Origin of the sequence: Butyricicoccus sp., assembly GCF_050872565.1 — a bacterium.
Classification (GTDB): Bacteria; Bacillota; Clostridia; order Oscillospirales; family Butyricicoccaceae; genus Butyricicoccus_A.
The window spans coordinates 1-12,036 of the sequence record NZ_JBNMHC010000027.1 but is presented as its reverse complement, the minus strand read 5'-3'; the positions used below and the strand labels follow the sequence as shown (position 1 = coordinate 12,036).

Here is a 12,036-nt window from a genome sequence, read left to right as displayed (position 1 = left end):
TCTTCGTTTTTCCAAGAAATGACACCGTTGTCAAATGTCAGAGAAAGCGATGCATTGCTGTTTACCCAGTTGCCATTGAGAATGGTCGGCACATCGGTCGGCTGATAGGCATCATCCGTGTACGAATCGTCGGTAGATTCTGCCACAGAATCAAAGAAATCTTCGACTTCGTCCCAATTGTTCGTTGTAAAATCGAGAGAAATGGAACAGAGAATGCTGATGACGATAAAAATAAGAATGACAATCAGACAGCCGATGCCGCAGCCGCTCTTTTTCTTGGGTTCGAGCGGATTGCCGTGGGAGTGTTCTCCATTGGCAGCACGCTGCCAAGCAGCTTCAGAAGATTGCTTTTCGGTATGCTTGGGAATATCCGCAAAACCGTCTGCATGTTCTCGATAGGTTTGCTTCCGTTCCGTTGATTTGGCGGTATAATCTTTTTCTTTGGATTCATGCGAGATACCGAAATCAACCGGTTTCTTTTTGCCTGAGGCATTTTGCGGAGCGCGCTTGCCGCAAATCGGGCATTTTCGTTCTTCGTCTGAATAATTGACACCACAGTAAGGGCATCGCATGGCCAATCCCTCCCTTTTCCTCTTTGTACCATTTATTTTATCATATTTGACATGGTATTGTACAGAGAAAACGACAGCCTGACCGTCACATTTGATGGTCAGGCTGCCGCGTGTATAGAAGGATTGTTGGATTACTGTAAATTCAAATGTCTCTTAAAGAGATAATTGGTGATGCAGAAATTTACCAGCATACACACAATAACAACGACGATGGAGCAGAGGATAAAGAGATACGAGCTGCTCACACCACTCATGAATGCCGGGTAAGAAAATGGATCCCAGTTGAATGAGGTTAAGATCTTCGAGCCGACAGAAAGCAGTGTGCTGAGAATGATGTTCCATGCGATGGCGAACACAATGAATGCGCCGACTGCCGCGCCGAGACGATGCTTGTTGAACAAGCCGCCGATGGCTAAGCAGGCGTAAATGTGCATACAGCTGTTGGAAATATACACAATGCCGAGAATGATGAGCAAAATCGGAATCGTCACCAGATGGATGCCGAACGACTGAGTCAGACGCTGGAATCCCATGCCAATGGCCTGTAAGAGAGCAAAGTCCGACTGGACATACGTGCCGAACATGATCGGAAGAATCAAAATGATAAATGTGATGATACACAAAATGGTAGAAACAACCATCCAGATAGTAGAGACAATGCACTTCGACCAAATCAGCTGTGCCGGTGTTGCCGGAAGCGTAAACATCAGATAGCCTTCGTCACACAGCAGATTTTTATAAAATCGCACAATCATATAAACGAAGGACAGAACGCCAACGGCAAACAGGGACAGAACATAGGCAGTCAGCGAGAGAAAAAGCGGTGTTTTCAGGTCAGAGAACAGCATAAATATGGAGCTGATAACAGCGAGCGCGAGCATAATGCCGTATGCCGGAAAGAAAACCCGGCGCGTCGCCTTAAATTCATGATACATGAGTTTGCTTAACATGCGAATACCTCCCGGAACAGTGCATCGACGGATTTGCCATATTCCTCACGGATGTCATCGACGGTTTTTTGCAGAACCAGCTGTCCGTTGTTGAGGAACAAGACCTCGTCGAGAACCTTTTCAATGTCGGAAATCAGGTGTGTAGAAATCAAAACCGTACTGTTTTCGTTGTAATTGGTCAAAATCGTGTTAAGGATATACTCCCGCGCTGCTGGATCGACACCACCGATTGGCTCATCGAGCAGGTATAAATCGGCTTCGCGGCTCATGACCACAACGAGCTGGATTTTCTCCTTGGTGCCCTTGGACATGGATTTGAGCGTGTCTGTGGACTTGATGCCCAAATGCGTCAGCATGTCAGCGGCCTTGTTGATGTTGAAATCGGAATAAAAATCTTGAAAGAAGTTGAGCAGATCGTCTGCGGTCATCCAATCGCTGAAATAGGTTCGCTCCGGCAGATAGGACACGATGGCATGGGTTTCCTTGCCCGGCACATTGCCTGCGATGCGGATTTCACCGGATGACGGTGTGAGCAATCCATTTGCCAGCTTGATGAGTGTTGTTTTGCCGCTGCCGTTTGGACCGAGCAAGCCGATGATGCGGCCACGCTCCAGAGAAAATGTGACATTGTCCAAAGCGGTCTTTTGACCATATGTTTTGCATAAGCCGGTGCATTGTAAAATCGGTTCGTTCATACATTACCCTCCTTCATCGCTTGGTGGATGAGATTCAGCGTCTGTTCGGATGTATATCCCATGTCTCTCATGGAGGAGAGAAAGATGCGAATCTGTTCCATAGCGATTTCCTTTCGTTTTTGTGTGATTTGCTCGCTCTGATCGGTGACGAAACGTCCGGCGGTTCGCTGCGAATACAGCAGCCCTTCTCGTTCCAGCTCCGCGAGCGCGCGCTGCATGGTGTTTGGATTGACTCCGGCCTCTGCTGCCAGTTCACGCACCGAGGGAAGACGGCTGCCTGCTGCCAGGGTGCCAGAGGCGATTGCCGCCGTAATCGTTTCCATGAGCTGCAAGTAGATGGGGCGGTCATCAGATAAATTCCACTGCATAAGATACCTCCTGGATAAAATTTGAATTACTGTACTAATTCGTTAATACAAATATACAATAAGACAAGGCATTTGTCAACAAGAAAAGAAAAAATTTTTGTTTTTTTGAAAAAGGGACAAAAAACCTGCTATTTCGTGCAGTTATCCACAGGTTTGCAAGAAATTGATGTGTACAGATACCCAGCAGCTTGTATTATATAGCTCGTGAACTGCCAAAGACCAACGCAAAGGAGGAATGCCTATGGCGCAAAATACCAGCCGCCGCAGACGGAAGAAAACACACAGCGATCAAGTACGTGAGATTTTGTGTGAACACTCGCCGGAAGCGGCGCAATGCCTGTGCAGTATGCTGGAGGATGAAACCCTCAGCGGTACGGCGCGCGCAGGCGTTGCAAAGGAAATTCTCGAACGAGCTGTCGGCAAAGGTCAATTGCTGACACCGGAAGAGCTGGAAAGACCAGAGGAAAAATTTGAGCTGACACTGCGGGTGGTGGAGTAAATGGAGCTTTCCGTTACGCGCAGACAGCTGGAGTTTATTCGCTCGACCGCGCGGGAAACGCTGTTCGGCGGCGCGGCAGGCGGCGGCAAAAGCTATGCACAGCTCATTGATGCGCTGATTTTTGCGATGAAATATCCGGCATCGCGGCAGCTCGTTTTGCGCCGTACCTTTCCGGAGCTGAAGCGGTCTCTGATTCAGGTCTCTCTGACGCTGTACCCGAAAGAATGGGGAACGTATGGAGAGAGCAATCACTTGTGGACGTTTCGCAACCAATCACGCATTGAATTTGGATTTTGTGACAGCGAAAACGATGTGACAAAATACCAGAGCGCGGAATACGATGTCATTCGATTTGATGAGCTGACGCACTTTACCGAGTTTCAGTTTACCTATCTGCTGTCGCGAATCCGCGGAACCAATGGATACCCCAAACAGGTCAAGGCGTCGACCAATCCGGGCGGCGTGGGACATAGCTGGGTCAAGAGCCGATACATTGATGTATTGACACCGGGCGAAGAAAAAGATGGAAAGCTGTTTCTTCCCGCAAAAGTTCAAGACAATACGTTTTTGATGCGCAGTGATCCGGGCTATGTGGAACGATTGCAGTTGCTCGATGCGCGCAGCAAAAAAGCACTGCTGTACGGCAGATGGGATTTGTTTGAGGGACAGTATTTTGAAGAATTTTCCCCAGATCTTCATGTTGCCAGCCCGCCGCCGATTCCCAATTGGTGGCGCAGATATTTGGCGATTGACTACGGCTTGGATATGCTCGCGGCACTGTGGATTGCATTGGCACCGGACGGTACCGCATGGGTGTATCGGGAGGTCTATCAATCGGGCTTGATTATTTCCGAAGCCGCTGAGGCAATTTGTCAGGCGGAAAGCGGAGAAGAAATCATCTTTCAGCGGCTTGCACCGCCGGATTTGTTCAATCGCAGACAGGAAACCGGACGGTCTGCGGTGGATATTTTTGCCGAGCATGGCTTGTTTTTTGACAAAGCCATGGGTGAACGTGTTCCGGGATGGTACGCCGTCAAAGAGTATCTGCATCCGTATTCCGACGAACAGGGCATACAAACGGCACGGCTGAAAATCAGTCCGGCATGTAAAAATCTCATTCGCACACTGCCTATGCTTGCGGCGGATCCCAAAAATCCCAATGATACGGCGAACACCCCGCATGAATTGACCCATGCGCCGGATGCGCTGCGCTATTTTGCCGGAACCATCCGGCCGGAAGGGATGGACTGGGAGCCGGGCGCATACGACAGGGAAGTCGGCGCGTTTTTGACCTATCAACGATGAGGAGGAAAAGCGATGGAGTATGTCATTTGCTGCATGTGCAGTCTGCTGTGCTTTGTGTGCGGCGTATGGGCAGCGCGCGGCGGAAAATTGCCGCACAGAAAACGAAAAAAGCCGGAGAGCGAGGCGGCGCAGACGCCTGCTGAGGACGCGCTGAGCCGCGACATCGCAGCGCTGCTTGCATATACCGGTCCGACAGAGAAGGAGACAAACGATGCTGATTCCTGAACAGGTTTGGCGGGAGTATCAACGCGGTGTGGATTACAACAACCGCATAGATCTGTATGACCGCGTAAAGACCAATGAAAATTTTTTTATTGGCAGACAATGGGAGGGACTCAATGTCACAACGCTTGACCCGCTGATTTTTAATGTTCTGCGCCGTGTCGTCAATCTGTTTATCTCTATGCTGGTATCCGATGATATTTCCGTGACAACCCAGCCGTTTCAGTCGGTGCCGGACGGAGAACAGATGCAGAAAGTCATTGATCGCTCTGTGGCATCGGTCATTGAGCGTGCCGGTGTCAAGAGCAAGAATCGGTATATGCTGCGCAACGCCTGTGTAGACGGAGATGGCTGCTTTTACATCCGATTTGATCCGGACAAAGAGAGCGGACAGGGCGTTGCCGGAGACATTGAAGTGGATTTGATTGAAAACACCGATGTCTTTTTCGGCAATCCGGCAGTGGATGATGTGCAGCGGCAGCCGTATATCATCTTGTCTATGCGCCGTTCGGTGGACAGCGTGCGGCAGGAGGCGATGCGCCGCGGCTTGAGTAAGAGTGAAGCGGAAGCCATTCGGCCGGACAGCTTGCTGGAGCCGCAGTACGATGCACAGACGGATGATTCCGACAATATGGTCACGGTGCTGCTTCGGATGCAGCGCACAGAACAGGGAATTTCCTTCTATAAGTGCACCCAGAATACCGTAATTATGCAAGAAACGCTCACGCCGTATCGCATGTATCCCGTGGCGTATATGTCATGGATGAAGGTCAAGAATTGCTATCATGGAGAATCTCCGATCACCGAAGCTATCCCTAACCAAATTGCAATCAACAAGCTGTATTCGATGTATGTGCAGTGTATCAAGCATGTGGCGTTTCCGAAAATTATCTATGATGTCACACGGTTTCCCTCTGGATATTCTTCTGACATTGGCAAGGCGATTGGGATGCGAGGCAACCCCAATGAGGCCATTGTCACGGCATTTCAAGCACCGGAAATTTCGGAACAGGTCATGACGCTGTTAGAACAGATGAAGCGCGACACGATGGAATTGATGGGTGCTTCGGATACGGCGCTTGGCAACGTCAAGCCGGAAAATACATCGGCAATTGTCACCGTACAGCAGGCGACCATTGCGCCGCTCGAACTGGTAAAAATGGAATTTTACCGCTTTGTCGAGGAGTGTGTGCGTATTTTTGTCGATCTGATGCGCGTGCATTACGGCGTTCGCACGGTGTGCCTGACCGATGACACCGGAGAGGAACAGATCCAGCATGTGGATTTCAGCCGACTGGATACCTTGACGCTGGAACTCAATGTGGAAGTCGGCTCTTCTGCGTATTGGTCAGAGACCATGCAGACGGTCACCAATGATAATTTGCTCGCACAGGGCATTATTACCGATCCGGTTCTGTATGTGGAAAATATTCCTGATAATCAGATTCGCGGCAAGTCCCGCCTGCTTCGTGCGCTCAAAGAACAGAAGGAGAGCGGGCAGCTGCCGGAGATTCATCCATCGGCAAAGACAAAACAAGCTGGCAATGCACAGACATCCCAGCAGTAAAAAAGGAGTGTTTTTATGCAAATGAACAACAAACAGCTGCCGCAGGCGGCAGACAAGCAGTCGCCGCAGGGCACAGAACAGACGTATGCCGTGACGGTAGACGGACAGACGCTGGAGCTGACCTTGGAGCAGCTCATCGCTGCTGCCGAACAGGGGTTATCCCGTGCCAATGATGCGGCAAAAAACGGTCAGACCGGAGAAATGCCGGAGCAGATGAACGGCGCCATGCGCGGACAGTTCGCACAGCCCAATATCTATCAGTCGTTTTTGTCCGCCTATCCGGACATCAACGCACAGGATATTCCGCCGGAGGTGTGGGATGAAGCCAATCGTTCCGGCGATCTGTTGGGCGCATATCGCGCCTATGAAATTCGCAAGCTGCGCGAAGAGCTGGAACAGCTGCGCAAAAATGCGGACAACCGCCGCATGGATGTCGGTTCCGCGCGCTCAGACGGAGAAAACAACATCATAGATCCCATCATTCTCGCACTGATGGGAAAAGGCTAAGGAGGTAATCGTATGGCTGTCAATCTCGCGACTAAATATTCCAGTCAAATTGCAGAAGTATTCACCGCTGGTTCGTTCGTCAAGGGGAAAACCTCGACGACCTTTGACCTGACCGGCGTCAAGACACTGAAAGTATACACACCGGTGACTGTACCGGAGGTCGATTACACCCGTGAGGGCATGTCTCGCTATGGTACCGTGACGGAAATGCAGGACATTGTACAGGAACTCAAGATGACGCAGGACAAGGCGTTTACTCTGACTATTGATAAGGGCAATTATCTGGATCAGAACATGAGTAAAAAGGCTGCTGATATGCTGCGCTTGCAGATCAATGAGCAGTCTACACCGGCGGCGGATAAATATGCGCTCAAACAGTTTGCTAAGATGGCGGGAACCATTGCCACCACGGACAGCGCGCCGACAAAGGATACCATTGTCGAGCTGATTTCCACCGGCGCACAGACGCTGGATGACAATCTGGTGCCGGACGGTGACCGCTATATTTATGTGACGGCAGAAGTGTATAAAATGATTCGTCTGTCTCCGGAATTTACCGGCTTGGAAGGTCTCGGTGTGAAGGCCATCGGCAAGGGCATTTGCGGAGAGATTTCCGGTCTCAATATTGTCCGCGTGCCGAAGAGCTATATGCCGACCGGCTGCTATTTTATCATCACACACAAGAATTCCGTGCTGATGCCGTATAAAATCTCGGATGCCAAGGTGCATAACGATCCGGTTGGTGTTTCCGGTGCGCTCATTGAGGGACGCCATTATTACGATGCATTTGTGCTCGGTGCGAAGAGCAAGGGCGTGTATGCGCTGGTGCAGAAGAGCAGCAAGCTGACAGCACCGATTCTTGCGATCAGCTCTATGGCTGTGACAGCGACCAAGCCGAGCGGCGCGGAGGAAATGCGCTATACTGTGGATGGCACGGATCCGCGCTATTCGGACAGCGCAAAAGTATATACTTCCGCAGTGACGATGACTTCTGGAGCTACTTTCCGCGTAGTGGCATTTGCAGAAGGAAAATTCACTTCGGATGTAGCAGATAAGACCTGCTGATGAGAATCTTGCACGGCGGGCGCGTGATTGCGCCCGCCGCGCAAACAAGAGAAAGGAGGTCACACATGACAGGATGGGAACTGTTTGAACAGGCGATGATTCTCAACGGTCTGGAAACAGAGGATGCGGAAGCGCTTCAGCCGTTTGCGCTCGGATGCATCAATCAGCTGCTGCGCGACCGCGTGTATGAACAGCAGCGATTGACGGCAAGTACAACCGAATGGAATACTTTACGTCCGGCTGCTGTCCTCGACACCTTAGAGGATGAAATTCCGTATGAGGAATGCTTCGTGCAGGAGTGCTTTCCGTATGGACTGGCTGCCATGCTGATTGAAGAGGATGACCACAATAAGTTCAATTGGCTGATGGAGGAATATGAACGCCGCGCCGCGTATTATGCGCCGTGTGTGCAGACGCCGATTTTGGGAACCGATGTATGAGCAATGCCTATCAATTTTCGGAAACGACAGCGAGACAGGAACTGACCATCGAACGGTTTGCCGGTGTGGATTTTGCCAATCATCCGACGAAAACCGATTGGTCTCGCTCGCCGGACGCCTGCAATATGATTGCGGACGAGACATATTTTCCGGTTAAGCGCACCGGCTATCAGACCCGCGCGCGATTTACTGGCAGGATTTACGGTCTGCATCGACTGGGCGAAGAGATTTTGTGCCATGCGGGAACGGAACTGTGGCGGCTGAAGTCTGACAACACGACACAGAAACTATATGACGATATGAATGCCTCGCGTTCCGTATCATTTTTGATGAACGGCAAGCTGTGGCTGCTGGATGGCAAGACCTATCTCGTTTATGACGGAGAAACCGTGCAGCCGGTTCGAGCACAAGCGTTTGTTCCGACTACAACGATAGGAAGTCCGCCGAGCGGCGGAGGAACCAGCTTTGAAGCGGTCAATTTGTTGACGCCAAAACGCATCAACACCTTTGTCGGAGATGGAACGAGTACGGAATTTCAACTGGACTGCCAAGATATTGATGTGGATTCTGTGACCTGTTCCGGCTATACCGTCAAATGGGTGGATGCCTATGCGGGAAAAGTGACATTGACGCAGGCACCGCCGGACGCCGGTGGAATGGCCAATGTTGTCATTACCTTTTCCAAGACAGTCAAGAATCAGCCGGACATCAACAAATGCTGCATCTGCGGTCTGTTTGGCGGTCAAAATGACACGCGTGTCTTTGTGTCTGGAAATCCCGATCAGCCCAACTGGGATTGGCAGTCGGGACTGTACGATCCGAGTTATTTTCCGGATACCGGCTATACGCGCATTGGTTCGGATGCCTCCGCGATTATGGGGTATGTCCGGCAATATGACACGCAGATTGTCCTCAAATCGGATGGTCAGGACGCCAAACAGTATTTGCGCACGTTTTCCTTAGATGAAAATAATAAACCGGCGTATCAGCTGAGGCAGGGTGCAGAAGCTGCCGGTGCAGTCAGTCCATATGCCATAGATGTGTTGGCAGGGACGCCGTATTATCTCTCGCCGCACGGCGTGATGGGTATTTACGGTACGTATGTCACGGAATATCGAACAATTTCCGGTGTATCCCAGCGCATTGATCCCAAGCTGTGCCGTGAGGATTTAACGCAGGCGACCGCCTGCGTGTGGGATGGAAAATATTATCTTGCTGTCAATCAGCATTGCTATGTGGCGGACAGCAGACAGATGACAGACGGCATACCGGAATGGTATTATTGGGAAAATATTCCGGTGCAGTGCTTTTTGCCGGATGCCGACACGGACGGCTATTTGTGGTTTGGCACAGAAGATGGACGGGTTTGCCGATTCTGTCACACCGATGATCCACACGCCTATTCGGATGACGGGGCTGCGATTGCCGCCCATTGGGCGACACCACTTTTGCCGTTACAGGAAGCCAGCGCAACCAAGACCGTGACGTACAGTCAGCCCAGACTGATGCCGTATGGCTGTTCCGGTGCGGAGATTTGGTACCGCACAGACCGCATGATGCAGTGTGTGCAGCGTGCGGCATTTTCTCAATTTTCCTTTGTGCAACTGGATTTTTCGCGCTTTTCGTTTCGCTCCGCACCGACAGCTGTGCCGGTTGATGTGCGAAAACGGGTACGGCACGCATGGCAATTCCAACTCATTGCCAAGAATGAAGAAAACGATGAACCGTTTGGCTTGCTGGGATTGACCATTCGCTACAGCGTTCGACAGACCAAGAGACGGATGTGAAGGAGGGGAAACAATGGCTTTGGATATTGACGGCTTGTATCGTGCGGCGGAAGACAGCAGACGCAATGCATTTGAGACCGCACAGGCGGAGAGCCAGCGCAGACTGCGGGCAAATTTGAGTCAGATTCAGTCGACATATCGAGACAGCGTGACACAGGCGCAGACTGCCGCGCGCATTTCTGCGTTGGGGCAGGAGGAAAAGCTGGCGGCGGCTGGATTAAACAGCGGCGGCGCATATGCCGCGCCGACCAGCGGATACGCAGAATCATCCCGCATTGCCAGCGACAACCATTTGCGCAGCAATTTGAATGCTTTGTCTGCACAGCGGCTCAAACAGGAACAGTCGGCGCACAGCACGAGCAGTACAGAAATTGCACAGGCATCGCAAGACTATTGGAACAGCGTGGCTGATTTGCGAACCAATTTGGCACAGGCAAAGACGGATCAGTACAATGCAGATCGGAGCTATGAGCTATCTGTGAAACAGTATCAGGCATCGCAGTATCAAACGGCATACAGTCAGGCAATGCAGCGATGGCAGACCTATGGATATGTCCTTCCGGCAGATGCAGCGATTTTAGGTGTCAAAGCGGGAACGCAAACCGCCGATAAGGCATATAAAGAAGCGCAGCTGGCACTCAGCAGGTGGAAGGCATTGCTGCCGTAATCCATGACAAATACCGCAAAAAATAAATCCGCAGAGAACAATTTCTCTGCGGATTTGTGGTATTTTAGAATATTATGCAGGCTTTCGTCCCATGACGAGCTTGAGCAGAATCGGGGTAATCAGTGTGGTGACAATAACTACCAGAATGACTGGACCGAACAGGGAGTCCGGAACCAAGCCGAATGCGGCACCCTTCTGGGCAACAATCAGGGCAACTTCACCGCGCGATACCATGCCGATACCGACAGAAAGCGCTTCTGCGTTGCTGAAGTGGAACAGCTTGGCACTGAGGCCGCAGCCGATAATTTTGGACAAAATTGCAATGGCGAGCAGCAAAATCGCAAAGACAAGCAGCGAAAGCGACAAGCCGCGCAGATCTGTCTTCAGACCGACACTGGCAAAGAACACCGGAGAGAACAGCATATACGCACAGATTTCAATCTTCCGGCTCACATAGGCACGGACACTCGGCAGATTACACAGCAGCAGACCGGCAAAATATGCACCGGTAATGTCTGCAACGCCAAAGAACTGCTCGGAGGCAAACGACAGCAGCAGGCAGAATGCCAAGCCGTAAATGGCTACGCGGCGATGCATTTTTTCGTTGAATGCGTTGTTGAGGTGCGCAAAATACTTGTATACAAAGAAACCGACAACAGCAATAAAGACGAAAAACAGAACAATTTTCAGCAAAACCGTGTGAATCTGAATGTCCGGATTGGTAAAGCTGGATACGACGGTCAGAGCGATAATGCCGAGAATATCGTCGATGACGGCGGCACCTAAGATCGCTGTGCCGACACGTCCTTTGAGCTTGCCCATTTCTTTGAGTGTCTCGACCGTAATCGAAACGGAGGTGGCGGTCAGGATGACACCGACAAATACGGCCTTGAGCATGGCCTGCGGATCGCTCTCTCCGCGGAACCAGAACAGATAAAGTCCGGCACCACACACAAGCGGCAGAATGACACCGGCGAGTGCGATGACGAATGAGGCAAGACCTGTTTTCTTCAGCTCAGCTAGATCGGTTTCCAAACCGGCGGAGAACATCAGCATGATAACACCGAGCTCTGAGATGACAGAAATCGTGTTGTCAACAGACACCACATTGAGAATAGATGGGCCGAGGATCAGACCGGCGAGCAATGCACCGACGACCTGCGGCATATTGACTTTGCCGGACGCAAGGCCCAGAACTTTTGTTGAGAGCAGGATAACTGCCAGAACCAGCAGGAATGTATAAGACAAACCAGCCACCTTCTTTCTTTTATGATACATTTTTGAACAAAATGTTTGAAAAAATAGACCGACACATGCCTAGTTTTTCATCGTTGCCATTATACATGCTTTATTTCGTAAAATCAAGGCGGAAATTAGCGGAAAAGAAACACG

At 50.8% G+C, this 12,036-nt stretch carries 14 protein-coding genes; 9 read left to right on the top strand and 5 right to left on the bottom strand.

What is annotated here, in order from left to right:
• The 4 genes from ACR0P9_RS02495 to ACR0P9_RS02480 form a co-directional block, all read right to left on the bottom strand.
• Window positions 1-572: hypothetical protein (locus tag ACR0P9_RS02495; protein ID WP_432617272.1), on the bottom strand; the 572-nt coding region annotated here is incomplete at its 3' end.
• A gap of 131 nt (window positions 573-703) precedes the next feature.
• The gene (locus ACR0P9_RS02490) at window positions 704-1,522 is read right to left on the bottom strand and encodes a hypothetical protein (protein WP_432617271.1); all 819 of its coding nucleotides are present in this window, start codon (window positions 1,520-1,522) and stop codon (window positions 704-706) included.
• Window positions 1,516-2,217, bottom strand: coding sequence for an ABC transporter ATP-binding protein (locus ACR0P9_RS02485; RefSeq protein ID WP_432617270.1), 702 nt, complete (start codon window positions 2,215-2,217; stop codon window positions 1,516-1,518). The genes ACR0P9_RS02490 and ACR0P9_RS02485 overlap by 7 nt, the downstream gene beginning before the upstream one ends.
• Entirely contained in the window at window positions 2,214-2,585 is a 372-nt protein-coding gene (locus tag ACR0P9_RS02480; RefSeq protein WP_432617269.1) for a GntR family transcriptional regulator, read from the bottom strand. Before ACR0P9_RS02480 ends, ACR0P9_RS02485 begins: the two co-directional genes overlap by 4 nt.
• A gap of 241 nt (window positions 2,586-2,826) precedes the next feature.
• Here ACR0P9_RS02480 and ACR0P9_RS02475 point away from each other — a divergent pair, with 241 nt between their 5' ends.
• From ACR0P9_RS02475 to ACR0P9_RS02435, 9 genes are all read left to right on the top strand, one after another.
• Entirely contained in the window at window positions 2,827-3,084 is a 258-nt protein-coding gene (locus ACR0P9_RS02475) for a hypothetical protein (protein WP_432617268.1), read from the top strand.
• Window positions 3,085-4,389 (top strand): terminase large subunit domain-containing protein, encoded by a 1,305-nt coding sequence (locus tag ACR0P9_RS02470; protein WP_432617267.1) that lies wholly within the window; start codon window positions 3,085-3,087, stop codon window positions 4,387-4,389.
• Window positions 4,390-4,401: 12 nt separating this feature from the next.
• Window positions 4,402-4,614 (top strand): hypothetical protein, encoded by a 213-nt coding sequence (locus ACR0P9_RS02465; RefSeq protein WP_432617266.1) that lies wholly within the window; start codon window positions 4,402-4,404, stop codon window positions 4,612-4,614.
• Complete coding sequence (locus tag ACR0P9_RS02460) at window positions 4,601-6,178, top strand: hypothetical protein (RefSeq protein ID WP_432617265.1); 1,578 nt, start codon at window positions 4,601-4,603, stop codon at window positions 6,176-6,178. The genes ACR0P9_RS02465 and ACR0P9_RS02460 overlap by 14 nt, the downstream gene beginning before the upstream one ends.
• A 21-nt stretch (window positions 6,179-6,199) precedes the next feature.
• Window positions 6,200-6,685, top strand: a complete 486-nt coding sequence (locus tag ACR0P9_RS02455) for a hypothetical protein (protein ID WP_432617264.1) — start codon at window positions 6,200-6,202, stop codon at window positions 6,683-6,685.
• Between the two features lie 12 nt (window positions 6,686-6,697).
• Entirely contained in the window at window positions 6,698-7,750 is a 1,053-nt protein-coding gene (locus tag ACR0P9_RS02450) for an FN3 associated domain-containing protein (protein WP_432617263.1), read from the top strand.
• A gap of 65 nt (window positions 7,751-7,815) precedes the next feature.
• Complete coding sequence (locus ACR0P9_RS02445) at window positions 7,816-8,190, top strand: hypothetical protein (RefSeq protein ID WP_432617262.1); 375 nt, start codon at window positions 7,816-7,818, stop codon at window positions 8,188-8,190.
• Window positions 8,187-9,977, top strand: coding sequence for a hypothetical protein (locus ACR0P9_RS02440; protein ID WP_432617261.1), 1,791 nt, complete (start codon window positions 8,187-8,189; stop codon window positions 9,975-9,977). Before ACR0P9_RS02445 ends, ACR0P9_RS02440 begins: the two co-directional genes overlap by 4 nt.
• Window positions 9,978-9,990: 13 nt before the next feature.
• Window positions 9,991-10,644 (top strand): hypothetical protein, encoded by a 654-nt coding sequence (locus ACR0P9_RS02435; RefSeq protein ID WP_432617260.1) that lies wholly within the window; start codon window positions 9,991-9,993, stop codon window positions 10,642-10,644.
• A 72-nt stretch (window positions 10,645-10,716) separates the two neighbouring features.
• On the opposite strand, the gene ACR0P9_RS02430 is transcribed toward ACR0P9_RS02435, so the two are convergent.
• Window positions 10,717-11,892, bottom strand: coding sequence for a cation:proton antiporter (locus ACR0P9_RS02430; protein ID WP_432617259.1), 1,176 nt, complete (start codon window positions 11,890-11,892; stop codon window positions 10,717-10,719).
• Window positions 11,893-12,036: the final 144 nt, after the last annotated feature.

What these genes read in the sequence shown, in the direction of transcription:
- ACR0P9_RS02470 (WP_432617267.1), top strand. Translation starts at nt 3,085, where the DNA reads ATGGAGCTTTCCGTTACGCGCAGACAGCTGGAGTTTATTCGCTCGACC.
- ACR0P9_RS02440 (WP_432617261.1), top strand. Translation starts at nt 8,187, where the DNA reads ATGAGCAATGCCTATCAATTTTCGGAAACGACAGCGAGACAGGAACTG.
- ACR0P9_RS02480 (WP_432617269.1), bottom strand. Translation starts at nt 2,585, where the DNA reads ATGCAGTGGAATTTATCTGATGACCGCCCCATCTACTTGCAGCTCATG.
- ACR0P9_RS02450 (WP_432617263.1), top strand. Translation starts at nt 6,698, where the DNA reads ATGGCTGTCAATCTCGCGACTAAATATTCCAGTCAAATTGCAGAAGTA.
- ACR0P9_RS02490 (WP_432617271.1), bottom strand. Translation starts at nt 1,522, where the DNA reads ATGTTAAGCAAACTCATGTATCATGAATTTAAGGCGACGCGCCGGGTT.
- ACR0P9_RS02455 (WP_432617264.1), top strand. Translation starts at nt 6,200, where the DNA reads ATGAACAACAAACAGCTGCCGCAGGCGGCAGACAAGCAGTCGCCGCAG.
- ACR0P9_RS02465 (WP_432617266.1), top strand. Translation starts at nt 4,402, where the DNA reads ATGGAGTATGTCATTTGCTGCATGTGCAGTCTGCTGTGCTTTGTGTGC.
- ACR0P9_RS02475 (WP_432617268.1), top strand. Translation starts at nt 2,827, where the DNA reads ATGGCGCAAAATACCAGCCGCCGCAGACGGAAGAAAACACACAGCGAT.
- ACR0P9_RS02485 (WP_432617270.1), bottom strand. Translation starts at nt 2,217, where the DNA reads ATGAACGAACCGATTTTACAATGCACCGGCTTATGCAAAACATATGGT.
- ACR0P9_RS02435 (WP_432617260.1), top strand. Translation starts at nt 9,991, where the DNA reads ATGGCTTTGGATATTGACGGCTTGTATCGTGCGGCGGAAGACAGCAGA.
- ACR0P9_RS02445 (WP_432617262.1), top strand. Translation starts at nt 7,816, where the DNA reads ATGACAGGATGGGAACTGTTTGAACAGGCGATGATTCTCAACGGTCTG.
- ACR0P9_RS02460 (WP_432617265.1), top strand. Translation starts at nt 4,601, where the DNA reads ATGCTGATTCCTGAACAGGTTTGGCGGGAGTATCAACGCGGTGTGGAT.